The 13734-nt window shown below is 62.8% G+C and carries 15 protein-coding genes; 3 read left to right on the top strand and 12 right to left on the bottom strand.

Features of this window, described 5'->3' with window-relative positions; translation table 11 throughout:
- Positions 1–60: 60 nt before the first annotated feature.
- Entirely contained in the window at positions 61–585 is a 525-nt protein-coding gene (msrA, locus tag ACSQ3I_RS14165; protein WP_435999875.1) for a peptide-methionine (S)-S-oxide reductase MsrA, read from the bottom strand.
- Positions 586–742: 157 nt separating this feature from the next.
- On the opposite strand from msrA, the gene ACSQ3I_RS14160 reads away from it, so the two are divergent.
- Positions 743–952 (top strand): hypothetical protein, encoded by a 210-nt coding sequence (locus tag ACSQ3I_RS14160; RefSeq protein ID WP_435999874.1) that lies wholly within the window; start codon positions 743–745, stop codon positions 950–952.
- A gap of 52 nt (positions 953–1004) precedes the next feature.
- Here ACSQ3I_RS14160 and ACSQ3I_RS14155 read toward each other — a convergent pair whose 3' ends face one another.
- Entirely contained in the window at positions 1005–1853 is an 849-nt protein-coding gene (locus tag ACSQ3I_RS14155; RefSeq protein ID WP_435999872.1) for a hypothetical protein, read from the bottom strand.
- Positions 1854–1857: 4 nt separating this feature from the next.
- Entirely contained in the window at positions 1858–2292 is a 435-nt protein-coding gene (locus tag ACSQ3I_RS14150) for an ABA4-like family protein (RefSeq protein ID WP_435999870.1), read from the bottom strand.
- Positions 2293–2329: 37 nt separating this feature from the next.
- Between ACSQ3I_RS14150 and ACSQ3I_RS14145 the strand changes: the two genes are divergently transcribed.
- Positions 2330–3010 carry a TetR/AcrR family transcriptional regulator gene (locus ACSQ3I_RS14145; RefSeq protein ID WP_435999869.1) on the top strand — a complete coding sequence of 227 codons (681 nt, stop codon included), beginning with the start codon at positions 2330–2332 and terminating at the stop codon, positions 3008–3010.
- Positions 3011–3157: 147 nt separating this feature from the next.
- On the opposite strand, the gene ACSQ3I_RS14140 is transcribed toward ACSQ3I_RS14145, so the two are convergent.
- From ACSQ3I_RS14140 to ACSQ3I_RS14100, 9 genes are all read right to left on the bottom strand, one after another.
- The gene (locus ACSQ3I_RS14140; protein WP_435999867.1) at positions 3158–4006 is read right to left on the bottom strand and encodes an MBL fold metallo-hydrolase; all 849 of its coding nucleotides are present in this window, start codon (positions 4004–4006) and stop codon (positions 3158–3160) included.
- Between the two features lie 200 nt (positions 4007–4206).
- Positions 4207–4818 carry a transglutaminase-like cysteine peptidase gene (locus ACSQ3I_RS14135; RefSeq protein ID WP_435999865.1) on the bottom strand — a complete coding sequence of 204 codons (612 nt, stop codon included), beginning with the start codon at positions 4816–4818 and terminating at the stop codon, positions 4207–4209.
- A gap of 159 nt (positions 4819–4977) precedes the next feature.
- A complete protein-coding gene (locus ACSQ3I_RS14130) occupies positions 4978–6957 on the bottom strand; it encodes an FUSC family protein (RefSeq protein WP_435999863.1) in 1980 nt (659 codons plus the stop codon).
- Entirely contained in the window at positions 6954–7409 is a 456-nt protein-coding gene (locus ACSQ3I_RS14125) for a MarR family winged helix-turn-helix transcriptional regulator (protein ID WP_435999861.1), read from the bottom strand. The genes ACSQ3I_RS14130 and ACSQ3I_RS14125 overlap by 4 nt, the downstream gene beginning before the upstream one ends.
- A gap of 380 nt (positions 7410–7789) precedes the next feature.
- Positions 7790–8734 (bottom strand): sugar-binding protein, encoded by a 945-nt coding sequence (locus tag ACSQ3I_RS14120; RefSeq protein WP_435999859.1) that lies wholly within the window; start codon positions 8732–8734, stop codon positions 7790–7792.
- 82 nt (positions 8735–8816) lie between these two features.
- Positions 8817–9860 carry an ABC transporter permease gene (locus tag ACSQ3I_RS14115; protein ID WP_435999858.1) on the bottom strand — a complete coding sequence of 348 codons (1044 nt, stop codon included), beginning with the start codon at positions 9858–9860 and terminating at the stop codon, positions 8817–8819.
- Positions 9857–10597: an ATP-binding cassette domain-containing protein gene (locus ACSQ3I_RS14110; protein ID WP_435999856.1), complete on the bottom strand. Its 741-nt coding sequence runs from the start codon at positions 10595–10597 to the stop codon at positions 9857–9859. Before ACSQ3I_RS14110 ends, ACSQ3I_RS14115 begins: the two co-directional genes overlap by 4 nt.
- Before the next feature lie 349 nt (positions 10598–10946).
- Positions 10947–11162 carry a hypothetical protein gene (locus tag ACSQ3I_RS14105; protein WP_435999855.1) on the bottom strand — a complete coding sequence of 72 codons (216 nt, stop codon included), beginning with the start codon at positions 11160–11162 and terminating at the stop codon, positions 10947–10949.
- A 319-nt stretch (positions 11163–11481) separates the two neighbouring features.
- Positions 11482–12453, bottom strand: a complete 972-nt coding sequence (locus ACSQ3I_RS14100) for a DUF1403 family protein (RefSeq protein ID WP_435999853.1) — start codon at positions 12451–12453, stop codon at positions 11482–11484.
- A 156-nt stretch (positions 12454–12609) separates the two neighbouring features.
- Here ACSQ3I_RS14100 and ACSQ3I_RS14095 point away from each other — a divergent pair, with 156 nt between their 5' ends.
- On the top strand, positions 12610–13506 hold the full coding sequence (locus ACSQ3I_RS14095; protein WP_435999852.1) for an aldose 1-epimerase: 897 nt from the start codon (positions 12610–12612) through the stop codon (positions 13504–13506).
- Positions 13507–13734: the final 228 nt, after the last annotated feature.

Genomic DNA, 13734 nt, shown 5'->3' with positions numbered 1-13734 from the left:
AAAGCCCGGACACGATGTCGTGCCCGGGCCAGATGGAGTGGCGATGTTGATGGCGGAGGATTATTCCGCGGCAGCCGCTGCGGCGCGCTTCGGCAGCTTCCAGTTCGGGCGCGGGAAATGGCATGTATAGCCGTTCGGATAGCGCTCCAGATAATCCTGGTGCTCCGGCTCCGCCTGCCAGAAATCGCCCACCGGCTCGACTTCCGTCACCACCTTGCCCGGCCACAGGCCGGATGCATCGACATCGGCGATGGTCTCTTCGGCGACGCGCTTCTGGGTGTCGTCTTCATAGTAGATCGCCGAGCGGTAGCTCAGGCCGATATCGTTGCCCTGGCGGTTCGGCGTCGTCGGGTCGTGGATTTGGAAGAACAGTTCCAGAATGTCGCGATAGCTGGTCTTTTCACGGTCGAAGATGACTTCGATGGCTTCCGCATGGGTGCCGTGGTTGCGGTAGGTGGCGTTCGGCACGTCGCCGCCGCTGTAGCCGACCCGGGTCGAGACGACGCCCGGATAGCGGCGAATCAGATCCTGCATGCCCCAGAAGCAGCCGCCGGCCAGCACTGCCCGTTCGGTCGATGTCGTCATAACGTCCTCCTTGGGTTTTCTCATGGGCGTAAGATGGCGATCCGCGCGCCGATCTTCAACGGTCTTTTTGCACGACTTTTCCAAGCGCCGGGCGATTGCCTTGCTACCGTCCCTGCCGGGTTGGCTGTATAACTGCCGCTCACGCAGGAGGCATGCCATGTCGGAAGAAGAGTTCCAGCAGCGTTTCGTCGCGCATATGCTGACACAGGCCGGGATCGTCCATTTCGAGGACGGCACGCCGGTGCGCTATTATGCCGAGGAGATGGCGCAGATCTACTGGCAGGACCCGGATTTCGAAACCATGTCGCCGGAAGAATGCGCCGAAGACGACATGGCCGGATGGGAAACGGCCGAAGAAACCGAATGACGGCTGCGCCGCCGCCGAAAGGCAAAGCCCGGCGCTGGGCCGGGATGACCGGTCAGAGGAACGGATTGCCGCTGGCGGCCTGAACGAAGGTCGCGGCAACGACTGCCATTCCGGCAAACGTTCCGAGCCAGATCCCCAGGCGTGCCCTCTCCGGCGAAAAACGGTCGAGCATCAGCCCGAGCAGCGGCAGGGCCTGCATCAGGTGCGTGGCGAAAAAATGCGGGACGCGGAGGTCGCCGCCGCTGCGGGACCAGCCGACGAGGAACAGGCCCTCGGCATCGCTGCGCACGCCGCCGACCCAATGACCGGGCTCCGCCAGCGCGCCGCTCGACAATATCCCGGCGGTGATTACCGTCAGCACGGCGCCGATCATCAGGCCCGAAGCCGCCCCCAGCCGCAGGCCGATGCCGGCATCGCGGCGCCCGGAGCGCCAGATAACCCATCCCACCACAAAACAGCCGACGACGATCGATACGGCGCCGATGCCCATCAGGCTGTAGGCCACGCTTTCGGCCGGCGTTTCGGTGTTGAAATGCGAGGCGCGTCCGCGTGCCGCCTGCACCACGATGTAGGCGATCTCCAGCGTTGCGGCGATGGCGATGACATGGCTCGACCAGCGCACCGCACGGCTCGCCCGCTTTGCCGCATCCAGCAACGGCAGCAGTATCACGACGGTGGCCACGGTGATGATGATCGACAGTTCGAATTTCAGCGGCTTACTCCAGACGCTGACGCCATCGATCTGCCGTTGGTCCAGGAAATAGGCGATGGCGCTCGGCAACATGAAGGCAATCTGCAGGCCGATGGCGAGAAGCAGGATGGTGCGGGCCGTATCGGCCGGCGAGCGCTCACGCGCGGCGATAAATCCGGCCTGGGAAAAGTCCGTTTGAAGGAAAGACATCGGCTCAGGTCCTTGCGGTGGAGGGAGCGGCAAACAGCGTGGCGCGGCTGGCGAGGTACATCAGCAGCCCGACCGGCCCGAACATGAAGGTCGCAAGCAGGATGGGTGCCTGCAGCAGCCGGCTCATGCCGACCTGGTCTGCCTTCCTCGCGATCCAGATGCCGACGAAGAGGTCGAAGGCGAGATAATGAATCCAGCCGGCGAGCAGTCCGCCGTCTGAGAGAAACAGGGCGCGCACTTCAGCGATGGAATTGAAGCCGCCGCCTTCGATGCCGAAGAAAAACAGCATGATCAATACGGCATAGGTGACCGACAGCGCGCCGACGATCCCGTAACGCAAGGCGATAATCACTGAGGGCCAGCGCGGCAGGACGAGCAGCATGACCCATCCCGTCATAGCCGTTGTGCCCGCAATCTGGAAAAGCTGATCGAATGTCATGGCGATCTCCCAATCTTGACAGCGTCAGGATTGCAATATGAGACTTGATCTTGTCGCCGTCAAGATTATTCTTGTTGCCGATATTGCGGAAAGAATTCGACATCCCATGCCAAGAAAAAAATCCTATCACCACGGCGACCTGCGCAACGCGCTGCTGACGGCAGCGCTGGAGCAGATCGAGGAGCACGGGCTGGAGGGCCTGTCGCTGCGCAAGGTCGCGGCGCGCGTCGGCGTGTCGCATGCAGCACCCGAGCACCACTTCCCCACCCTGCGGCACCTGATGAATGCCATGGCGACGAAGGGGTTCGAGCTGTTCACCCGGTCCATGGCGGACGAGCGGGCGGCGGCTGCCGATACGCCGGAAGAGCAGATGCGGGCGGCGGCGCGCGGTTATCTTGCCTATGCGCGGGCGCATCCCGCCCTGTTCCGGCTGATGTTCACGCAGAACCTGCTCGATTGGACGGATCAGGTTCTCAAGGAGCAGGCGGCTCTCGGTTATGCGCAACTGGTGGAGATCTGCGCGCCGGCGGCGCAATCCATGGGCTTGAAGGACGATGCGGAGCGAAGGGCGCTGGAGGGGCTTGTCTGGTCGCAGGTTCACGGCCAGGCGCACCTGGTGACCGACAGCAAGCTGCCCGACATCGATGACCCCGATTGCCCGCAGCCGGCGGGGCATTTCGATATCGCGGCACTGATTTTCGGGTCGCTGCGCCGATAAGACATCTGCGGCGGGTTTTTCGCGCCGCCGCAGTTGTTCGTCAGTCTGAAGCGTTTCCACCTTTCTCCGAAACGCGAAAACGCTCTATCCTTTTGTTTCTACGCAATTTCGGACGCAAAACCGCTACGCACTTTTGCTGGAATTGCTCTATACCGGCCGCCATTGCGGCACCGGCACGGTTTGCACGATCGGTCCGGGTACGCTCATGCCGAGCCTCGCCACCACGTGGCCGTTTTCGATCATCGCCGGCGGCGTGTGGATCGGCAGCAGGTAGCGATAATTGTTGAGCAACTTCTTGATCGCGCCCTTTTCCGCCCGTTTCGAGCCGGCGTGGTTGCCGGTGACGCGCGGTTCCATATCATTGACCCGCCAGCGATCCGAGACGATCTGGTCGTTGAAATCGTAGATGACGTCGCCGCAGATGCAGGCGAGGCCATCGGCCGTTTCGACGATCACATTGGCTGAGCCTTCAGTGTGGGCATTGGCCGGCTCGCACCAGACGCCGGGAATGATCTCTTCGGCGCCGGTGATCTCCAGATCGAGGAAACGCATGGCATCGCGGGTGTGGATGCGCTCGATGAGATGCTGGATATCGGGTTTCGGATATTGCGGATGCATCAGCCCGGAGACGGAGCACTCCATCTCCCGCCGATTGACCACCACCGTGGTGTTCATCGGGAAGATGTCGTCCTTGCCGGCATGGTCGATATGCAGATGAGTGTGGACCACGTAACGAACGTCACCCGGTTTCACCCCATGCCTGGCGAGCTGGTTCTGGATCAGGTTATCGTGGAACTGCAGCCCGCGCATGCCCAGGCTTTCCATGATCGCATTGTCGCGGTAGCCGGTGTCGACGACGATCGGGTATTTTCCGCCGAGGATCAGGAAGCCGTAGACCGGCACCCGGCGAATCCGGCCGCATTCCAGGCCGAGCACCAGAAAACTGGTTTCCAGTTCGATATCGCCATAATCGAGCAAGTGAATCTGCAGCGCCATCCTCGTCCCTCCTCCTGTCGTCCGATGCCCTGCACAGAGCATGGTGCGGCAACCGGGCCCTCCCGGCCCGGCATGTCGAGATCGATTTACGCGGAAGAATTTTCACCGTGGCAAGACGAGGCCCGGCCACCGATGACGAAAATCATACTGGTTGCTATATCAGCGCCGCCGCCGGACATGTCGCCGGTGCCGGCAGAGGCTCACTTGGCGACGGCCGCGGAGACAGCGATTGGGGTTTCCCCGAGGCTGAGCCATTGTGCCGGATCGGCTGCCGCCTGCCGCTTGACGAATGTGTACGGCGTCTGCGTCCAGAGTTTGACGCTGTTGTCGAGATTGTCGAGGATGAAATCGCCGGTATCGAGATGCACGGTCAGCACGGCATGGCCTTCGCCATCGGCCTTCTTCACGGTCGTCAGCAGCAAGGCACCGGCCGGCAAGCCTTTTTCGATCAGCTTGCGGCGCTTGAGCAGGGCAAAATCCTCGCAGTCGCCGGCGGTTGTCGGATAGGTCCAGAATTCCTGCTGGCCGTAGAGCTTGATATCCAGCACCGGCTTGATCGCGGCATTGACCTCACGATTGACAGCATCGATCATCGCCAGGGAATCCTGTGCGGAAACGGTGGTAGTGCTGGCCTGGTCCGGCTGGCGCAGGCATTCCAGCGGATGCGACTTGCAGAAATTGTAGTGGCCGATGGGAACCGTGGTGGCTGGTCCGGGCTGCATCCATTTCGAGGTTTCACTGGCGGCATTGGCGGAAACGGCGCTGGTCAGCAAGGTGGCAGCCAGAAAGACAACGAGCATGGAATTCTGCATGAAGGCGTCCCGAACATCGAAGTTTTCGGCGACTCCGCAGAGCCGCTTCGTTAACCGATCTTTAATCGATCGGCAGGTGACAGCTATTCAAAATTCTTGCCCCCAATTTCTCACGCCGGGCTTGCGGCACCCTTACGCACCCGAACCCCGCATCGCAGATCACAGCAGGGCCAGCCGGGTCAGGAGCATTGGCCGGCCCTTTCCGGCCCGCTCGAAGAATGCCCGGTTGCGCATCATCGCGTCTGCTGCAGCACGCACCACCTCACCATTGCCCGCCCCTGCCCGCTCCAGCCGGCCCGCGGCCCGCAGAAGTGCGGCGGGAACCTGTTCCGGCTGCTCGGCAATTCGTTCAAGCCGGCGCAGGGCCAGGCGGATGCCGCGCCTGGCGCCTGCCGGCAGCGAAGCGTCTTCGGCCTGGGCATGCATGGAAATTGCCGCCAGCCCGAGCGCATGAACCGCCAGGCCGCCATCGGCGGGCGAAAACCTCCGTTCGCCCGACGTCTGCGCCAGCCGCACAAGCCGCAGCAGCCGGTGATACAGGCGGGCACGCCAGACGGGCCGGTGCTCTACGGCATCCGGCGCGGCGGCGATGCTGCCGATTTCCCGCACCATCATGGCAATCAGCGTCTCTAGCCGACGCCGGGCATCGGTCGGGAACACCAGCCGGTAGGCCAGCAAGGCGATGGCAGGGGCAACCACCACCGCAGCCGCGATGGAAAGCGAGGCGGAGAAAGTGCCGCTGAGCGGATAGGCCGGTTGCGACAGCAGGAGCAGGATCATGATGTAATCGGTGCCGCCGAGCATGGTGCGCCGGTGCGAAATCGGCAGCACCCCGCTAAAGATGAACGGCATGATCAGCAAGACCAGCCAGATCTCGGATGGGGCGAAGGGCCAGACCAGCCAGCGGCAGATCAACGCGGCAACGGCGCCGGCAAGCTGACCGGCCAGCACATTGCGCATCATGAAGGCCGGGTTTTCGAAGGTGGAGAACAAGGAAATCATCACCGAAGTGCCCAGCAGCACGTAAGGCCCCGCATGCCAGCCCGTCGCCACCCAGCCGAGGCCGACGAGCATCATGACCCCGAATGCCCGGAGTGCGGCCTGGCGTGCGCCGACCCAATCCCGGTGCAGGACGACCGCATGCAGCAGCCGGTCGCGTTCCTCGCGCAGTGCGGCAGTATGATCGGGATCGAAGAGGTCGCGCCCGCTCCAGTTCCGCAATGCCGCCGCCTGGCGCTGCAGGATCTCGCGCAATCCGGGGTGACCGTCGGCAAGCCGGGCGGCCTGCTCCAGCGCCACGGTCGCTGCTGCGATATCGGCGCTTTCCAGCGCCTCGCCGGCGCGGTCGAAAATCTCTGCCAGCGTGTTGCCGAGGGACACGGACCGGGCCGTGCTCAGATGGACGACGGCGGAAACCTGGGCGGCGATGACGGCGCGCAGGGCGCGGGCGGATTGGCGCGAGGCCAGCGAGCCGGCGCCGTGCGGGTCGATGCCCTCGTCGATCTCCGCCATCTCGGCCAGCAGGCTCGCCTTGATGTCGGCTGCCGGGGGCTGGCCGTCGCGGGCGAAATCGGCCATGGCCCGCAGCACGCGGGCGGTGAGCCGCCGCGTTTTGCCGGCGATTTCGGCCTCCGTTTCTTTCGGCAGAAAGATCATGGCGACGATGACGCCGGTCGCCACGCCGACGAGAACCGTCAGGGCGCGGTCAAGACCAAGCGCCCAGAGATGCCCCGGATGCGCCGTTTCCAGCAGGGCGACCATCGCGGCGGAATACCCGGCAAGGATTGCACCATAAGAAACAAACCCGCGCAAAACATTGCCGAGGCCGGCGCAAAGACTGACCCAGAGCGCCAGGCCAACCACCAGCAGCCATGTATCCTGCCCGGCGCCGACGATGAGGCATATGCCGACGAGCACGCCGGCGACGGTGCCGAGCGCGCGGAAAAAACTCTTCTCCACCAGCATGTTGCGCACCGGCTGGGCGGCGGCGAACACCGTCATCGCCGACCATTGCGGGTGTTCGAGGCCGATTGCCCAGGCAATCAGCAAGGCCAGGCAGCCGCCGAGGGCGGTGCGCAGCGCGAAGGGAAAGCGGGCGGGCAAGAAATCCCAGCGGGCGGATCGTTCGCTCCAGGTCACAGATCGTGCTCCGCCTGATCGAGATGCGGTGCCACCCGGGTTAGCACGTCGAGCACCAAAGCGAGTTCCTGATCCGAAATCCCGGCCAGGAATTCGGCTTCCGTCCTGTTGAGTTCGATGCGGATGTCCCGCACGGCGGCGCGCCCTGCTTCCGTCAAATAGATCTTTTTTGCCCGCCTGTCGGTTTCGTCGGTGCGGCGTTCGATCAAGTCCTTGTCGGCAAGGATGTCCAGCAGTCGCACCAGCGTCGAACCGTCGATGCCGACCAGGGCGGCAAGCTCCTTCTGGGTGATGCCGTCGCCATGCGCGGCAAGATGCACCAGCGGCGACCACGTGGCATCCGTCAGGCCGGACGCTTCCAGCTTCTTGTAGATGACACGGCGCCACTGGCGGGCAAACAACGAGAATTGCAGTCCGAAACGGGCGCGCAGGGGGAGATCTTTGAGCAGCATGAAATGACTTAGCATCAAAATAGTTTGAATATCAAATCATTTGTATATGCATGTAGTGCAATGCTGATGTGCGTCGATCTCTGCCCGACGGTTTCCGGGCGCGCATTCAAAGAAAAAGCGCAGCAAAAGATCACCGAATGTTGCTGCGCCTGGACAGCCGACAACAGTGGAAGACCTCGCTCTTCCGTCATCCTCGGGCTCGTCCCGAGGATCTGCCTGCGCCAAACCGAGTCATCGACGATGAGGGATTGTATCCGACGTGCTCAGATCCTCGGCTCAAGGCCGAGGATGACGGCGTAGAGATCACCGTTGCCTGTCTTTAGCGTGGCGCAGCAACACCTTTCCAGACGTTGCTGCGCCTCTGATGGCAGGCGGTCTGCTTATTTCAGGAAGCCGCCGACGTTTTCGGTCGTGACGCGGTCGAGGCCGGTGTAGATGATCTCGTCGACCTTTTCGCCCTTCTTGAGCTTCAGCAGGGTCTGCATGGCGACTTCACCCATCTCGTGCGGACGCTGGCCGACGAGCACGTGAACGTAACCGTCCTTCAAGAGCTGCAGTTCGACCGGCAGCGTGTCGGCGGCGACGAGTGCCAGCTTCTTGGAATCGACGTCTGCCTTCAGCGGCTCGACGAAGTTTTTCCAGCCGTCCGGAGCAAACAGCGGCCAGCCGCCCACCGGCACGATTGCGCCGATATCCGGGTTGGCGGTCTTCAGGTCGGAAGCCTGCTGCACGGCAAGCGCGATGTCGTCGTTGGAGAAGGTCGGCGAGCCGGAAACTTCCGTCCACTTGGAGCCGGTCAGCGCTTCGCGAACGCCATCGACACGCTCGGCAAGGTTCGGTGCAGCCGCGCCGCCCGAGATCAGGCCGTAGGTGCCGCCTTCCGGCTTCAGCTTCAGCAGTTCTTCGCCGAGCGCCTTGCCGAAATCCTTGTTGTTGGTGCCGACATAGGCAGAGCGCTTGGAATCAGGCGCATCGGAATCGAAGGTGATGACGACGATGCCAGCCGCGACCGCCTTGTCGATCACCGTCGATGCGGCGGCGATATCGGAAACCGAGATCGCCAGCCCGTCCACGCCCTGGGTGATCAGGTCGTCGATGATCTGCGCCTGGGTGGCCGGCTCATGCTCGACCGGGCCGATATAGATGCATTCGACATTGCCGAGCTTGGCGGCTTCGGCGACGCAGCCATCCCGCGTCAAGTCGAAGAACGGGTTGTTCATCGCCTTCGGAACGACGGCGAACTTGTAGCTGTCGGCTGCCTGCGCACCACTGTAGATCGCGACGGACGCCAAGGCGGCGAGCGCGAAGAGTTTTAGAGATTTCATTTTTTCTTCCTCCACTTTGTGCCTGGAAATAGAGCCAGGCTCCCTTTCTCGAGGCGGTTTGCCGCCTTTTTCCCCCGCGCGTTTATCCGTTGCGGAGAGATCTGAAACGGTCGACGAGGACGGCCGCGACGATGATGCAGCCGACGAGAGTCTGCTGCCAGTAGGGGTCGACCCGCGCCAGGACCAGGCCGTTGCGGATCACTTCGATCAGCACGCAGCCGATGATCGCGCCGGCAGCGCCTCCGATGCCGCCGGCGAGATTGGCGCCGCCGATGACGGCGGCGGCGATGATGGTCAGCTCATAACCGGTGGCGAGGTTTGCAGGTGCGGACCCCAGCCAGCCGGAAATGATGATGCCGTTGATACCGGCACCCAGCGCGCACAGGACGTAGACCTGGATTTTCACGCGGTCGACCGGCACGCCGGTCAGCCGGCCTGCGGCCTCGTTGCCGCCGATGGCATAGACATGCCGGCCCCAGGCCGTGTGGTTCAGCACGACCCACATGATGACGGCGATGAGGATGAGGTAGATGAAGCCGACCGGAATTCCGGCGATGTGGCCGGAGGTCAGGGCAAGGAACAGGTCCTTGTCCGGGCCGCTCGGGCTGGTGCCGCGCCCATAGGTGGCGACATAGGTGAGGCCGCGCACGATCGACAGCGTGCCGAGCGTGGTGACGAAAGGTGATAATTTCAGCTTGGCGATGGCGACGCCGTTGCCGAAACCGATCAGGGCTGCGACCGCAAGGCCAGCGGCGATGGAAACGATCAGCGCGAAGCCGGGAAAGGGGTGGAACGCCGCCTGGCCGAGGCCGGTCATGGTCAGCGAGGTCACGGTCGCCGTCAGCGCGATGGTCGAGCCGACGGAGAGATCGATGCCGCCGGTGATGATCACCAGCGTGATACCGAGCGTGGCGATGGCGATGAACGAGAAGTTGCGAACGATGTTGCCGATGTTGCCGCCCGTCAGGAAGTTCGGCGAAGCGAAACTCATGAAGATGATCAGGACGATCAGGGCGGCCAGCACATAGGCCGACTGGCTGGCGAGAAAGCCGCGCTGCCAGAAGCGCGTGCGCCGGACATTCGAAAATCCCTGGGGCGAAGAGGCTTGAGTCGTATCGGTCATCATGCGGTCTCCAGCGCACCGGTGATCAGCGCGGTTACTTCTTCGGGAGAGGTGTCGGCGATGCGCTTGTCGGCGACCTTGCGGCCGCGGCGCATGACGATCACCCGTTCGCAGACCGCAAAGACATCGGGCATGCGATGCGAGATCAGGATGACGGAGATGCCGGCATCCTTCAGGCGGTGGATAAGGTTGAGCACCTCGGCCACCTGGCGCACGGAAATGGCAGCCGTCGGCTCGTCCATGAGGATGAGCTTGGCATCGGACAGCCGGGTGCGGGCGATGGCGACCGCCTGCCGCTGGCCGCCGGACATCTGCCGCACGTAGTCGTCGGCGCGTGTTTCGGATTTCAGTTCGGCAAACAGCTCGACGGCACGGGCATTCATGGCGCGGTGGCGCAGGAAGCGGAACGGACCGATGTTGAATTTCAGCTCGCGCCCGAGGAAGATGTTGGCCGAGGCGGTAAGATTGTCGGCCAGGGCGAGGTCCTGATAGACCGTTTCGATGCCCAGCCGGCGAGCGGATGCGGGCGAATGGATCTGCGTTGCCTCGCCGCCGAAACGCAGCGTTCCCGCCGTCGGCTGGTAGATGCCGGACATGATCTTGACGAGCGTCGACTTGCCCGCCCCGTTATCGCCCATGAGCCCGACGATCTCTCCCGGACCGACGGAAAAACTGACGTCGCTGAGGGCGCGGATCGCACCAAAATCTTTCGTGACGTCATGAAGTTCGAGTAATGCCAATATCCCCTCCCGATTTGGCTTTGAGGTACGTGCCCGACGAGCCGCCTGTTCTATTTTTCGCCCGTAGCCGGCAGTTGCACTCCCTACTTGCCTTGTGATGAAACCCTACCGGCGCGAAACGGAAAAGCACGTTCCCTGCTTTTGACCTGTCTGCCTCCACAGAACATTCCGCTCGCCTCCCGGAACTCAGGTCATTTAAGCGCGACTGATAAAATATTACAATATGATTTTAAAAATGGATGCGTGGACGGGCCGAGCCGGCAGCCGGGCAAGCGAAGCCACGGGCCGTTAGCCGAAGCTTCGCGGTTTAAGAGGGATCGTGTCTATGACGGTGTGTGCAAGCGGCCGCTCAGGGCAGCCGGTTGACGCGGTAGGCGACCGGCGGCGGATTGGCCTCATGCATCTGCGCCAGCTTTTCCAGCCATTTCGCCAGTTCTTCGGGAACGTCCGCATTGCCCACCTCGAGCGCCTCGATCCACGAAAGGTCACATTGAAGCGCCGATGCGATGTTGATCGGTGTCCAGCGGATGTGACGCAAACATTCGTTGAATCGTTCGGGCGTCATGAAATGCAATCTCCTATTTTTTTTGACGCGACAACAACCGGGTGCGGGCTGTTGGCCGATATGGGCCATAGCATTGCTACGCCGCCTTCGTGACGGACAGCCGACGAAGCGGTGAAGTTTTTACCGCCGCCGATTGCCGTCGCGATGCAATGACTTTGTTAAACCATAGAACCGGCAGCTTATTTCAATGTCTTACGGCACAAAGATGGCAGTGTCCAAGCGCTTCCGTCGTGCGGAAACATCCTGGCTGTGGTTTAACGGTATCGCAGCAAAACTTCCTCTATCGCCGCACACTATGCCGCCGGCGCCGGGAATGCCATCACAAACCGTAGATCCGGAAACCAGCGCGGCCGGAGAGCTCGCGCACGCCGCCCAGGCTTTCCAGCCGTTCGAAAAACCGGCGGCTTGCCCAGCGGGACAGGTTTGCCCCCGGTGCCGAGACGAAGACGGCATCCTCGTCGAGAATCTGCCGGATGACGACCCCTGCCCCCTTCGTCCGGACCTTTGGCGCAACCGCGAGCAGGGCTTCCGCCCGGCGTTCGATGTCGTTTGCCAGCCGCAAGGCATCGGCCGTCGCCTGCACGAGCGCCAGGCACAAAGCCCGGCTGAAACCATCCTCCCCCGGCCGAAGGCGCCCGCGTCCCGTCGTCGTGCGGAAAGAGGCGCCGAACCGTTCCGGCAGCAGCAGGCAGACCGGCCGCGACCAGCCGAGTTTTGCCGCCAGCAGCCAATCCGCCAGCCACCAGCCGAGCACTTCCGCATCCGGATAGGCCGTCCAGACAGAGGTGATCAGGTCGGCGGCAGCGAAGGGGGCGGCACGCGTCGAGCGGGCTGCATCGGCGGCAAGCTTTGCAATTGCCTCGGCCTCGTCGCCGCAGGGGACAGACAGCAGATCGGCCAGTTCCTGCACCAAAGCCGGGTCGATGGCCGTTCGCCTGTCACGGAGCTTGGCATAGGCGAGAAAAATGCGTCCTGCCGGTCCCGGGTCGCTGCCCGGCGCGCAAAGGTGGATGGCATCGCGGAGTGCTGCCTCGTCCTCGCCGCGGCGGAGCAGCCGCACGGCCGACAGGGCCGATTTCATCACCAGTCTCCCCCGCCAGCAGCCGGCCCAGACGGGTTCGGATTTGACCAGCGTGTCCAGCGAATGCAGCGCTGCGCCGGCGGCAAAGGCGGCATCGGCTTCGCCGGTCGCTTCCGTTTTTGCGGAAGCCCAGGCGGGCAATGTCCTGGCGCGGGGGCGCGGATCGGAGGGCGGTAATTTCAGCGAATCCATGGCACGTAGTATAGGCATCGTCGTCGCCTTTGGCCAACGGCGCCTGCTGCTGTGGGGAAGCCCGGCGACCGGGCACCGAAACGGAAATAATGTGCAGGCGCGCCGGGAAACGGTTTCGCAAGCGAGCGGCCTTGTTTAACAAGACGGCGATCCGATTGAGCGGGAGAAAAATCGATGGCGGTATCGCTTGGCAATGATGCGGCACGCATCCTGATCCGGCCGGACCTCGGCGCCGGCTTGACTGCATTCGATATCAGGCGCGGTGATGACTGGCTGCCGATCTTCCGTCGTGTGGACGATGAAACGGCCCACCCTTTTGCGCTTTCCAATATTCTGCTGCTGCCGTTTTCCGGACGGGTGTCTGGCGGAGGCTTCCGCTTCGACGGCCGGTTTCATCCGATGGAACCGAACATGCCGGGCGAACACTATCCGCTGCACGGCAGCGCCTTTTCCGCCGCCTGGACGATAACCGGGACGACGGAAGAGAGCGTGACGCTTGCAGTCTCTGCGGCCGGTCCGGGGCCGTTTCGCTACGATGCGACGATGATCTATCGCCTCGATGGCGCGACGCTGACGATGACGTTGCGGGTTACGAATCGTGCCGGACTGTCTCTGCCCTATGGCGGCGGGTTTCACCCGTGGTTCGTCCGCGACGGCAATACACTTCTGACGGCGCCGGCGAAAAAGGTCTGGCTCGAACGGGATGATCACCTGCCGGACGTCCTGGAGGACGCCAAGGCCCATCCTGAGATGGATTTTTCCCGACCTCGAAAATTACCCGACGGATGGATCAACAACTGGTTTTCCGGCTGGGCGGGAAAAGCACGGCTCGACTGGCCGGATCGGGGCCTCGCCGCTGATATCACCGGCGGCCCCGGGCTCGACCAGTATGTCCTCTTTTCGCCCTCCGGCGAGGCGGATTATCTCTGCTTCGAGCCGGTGTCCCATCCGGTGGATGCGTTCAATCTGGCGGAAGGGCCGGTGGCGCATGGGATGGTCGTGTTACAGCCGGAGGAAACAGCATCATTTACCGCAAGCGTGCGCGGCATTCTGGCGACCGGAGAAACGTGAGAAGGGGAAAAGAAACCGGGCGTCCAGATTAAGAGGAAATGGACACCCGGAGTGCACCAAGAAAGGGGTACTGGCTCCTTGGTAAAGGCTTGGCCTACGCCGATCCAACGAATTCGCTCAATCGCTGGTATAAACAAAATTTATCACAGGCGGTATCGGAAGCCCCTGCATGTGGATTTGGCGACCTCAAGAGCATTTCCGCCGTCCTCAGAAACGCGAAAACGCTCT

Origin of the sequence: Rhizobium sp. LjRoot30, assembly GCF_964253915.1 — a bacterium.
Lineage (GTDB): Bacteria > Pseudomonadota > Alphaproteobacteria > Rhizobiales > Rhizobiaceae > Metarhizobium.
This window is presented reverse-complemented; position numbering and strand designations above follow the sequence as displayed.

Excerpts from the sequence above, each read along its gene's own strand:
- msrA (WP_435999875.1), bottom strand. The coding sequence starts at position 585 with ATGACGACATCGACCGAACGGGCAGTGCTGGCCGGCGGCTGCTTCTGG.
- ACSQ3I_RS14160 (WP_435999874.1), top strand. The coding sequence starts at position 743 with ATGTCGGAAGAAGAGTTCCAGCAGCGTTTCGTCGCGCATATGCTGACA.
- ACSQ3I_RS14155 (WP_435999872.1), bottom strand. The coding sequence starts at position 1,853 with ATGTCTTTCCTTCAAACGGACTTTTCCCAGGCCGGATTTATCGCCGCG.
- ACSQ3I_RS14150 (WP_435999870.1), bottom strand. The coding sequence starts at position 2,292 with ATGACATTCGATCAGCTTTTCCAGATTGCGGGCACAACGGCTATGACG.
- ACSQ3I_RS14145 (WP_435999869.1), top strand. The coding sequence starts at position 2,330 with ATGAGACTTGATCTTGTCGCCGTCAAGATTATTCTTGTTGCCGATATT.
- ACSQ3I_RS14140 (WP_435999867.1), bottom strand. The coding sequence starts at position 4,006 with ATGGCGCTGCAGATTCACTTGCTCGATTATGGCGATATCGAACTGGAA.
- ACSQ3I_RS14135 (WP_435999865.1), bottom strand. The coding sequence starts at position 4,818 with ATGCAGAATTCCATGCTCGTTGTCTTTCTGGCTGCCACCTTGCTGACC.
- ACSQ3I_RS14125 (WP_435999861.1), bottom strand. The coding sequence starts at position 7,409 with ATGCTGCTCAAAGATCTCCCCCTGCGCGCCCGTTTCGGACTGCAATTC.
- ACSQ3I_RS14120 (WP_435999859.1), bottom strand. The coding sequence starts at position 8,734 with ATGAAATCTCTAAAACTCTTCGCGCTCGCCGCCTTGGCGTCCGTCGCG.
- ACSQ3I_RS14115 (WP_435999858.1), bottom strand. The coding sequence starts at position 9,860 with ATGATGACCGATACGACTCAAGCCTCTTCGCCCCAGGGATTTTCGAAT.
- ACSQ3I_RS14105 (WP_435999855.1), bottom strand. The coding sequence starts at position 11,162 with ATGACGCCCGAACGATTCAACGAATGTTTGCGTCACATCCGCTGGACA.
- ACSQ3I_RS14100 (WP_435999853.1), bottom strand. The coding sequence starts at position 12,453 with ATGCCTATACTACGTGCCATGGATTCGCTGAAATTACCGCCCTCCGAT.
- ACSQ3I_RS14095 (WP_435999852.1), top strand. The coding sequence starts at position 12,610 with ATGGCGGTATCGCTTGGCAATGATGCGGCACGCATCCTGATCCGGCCG.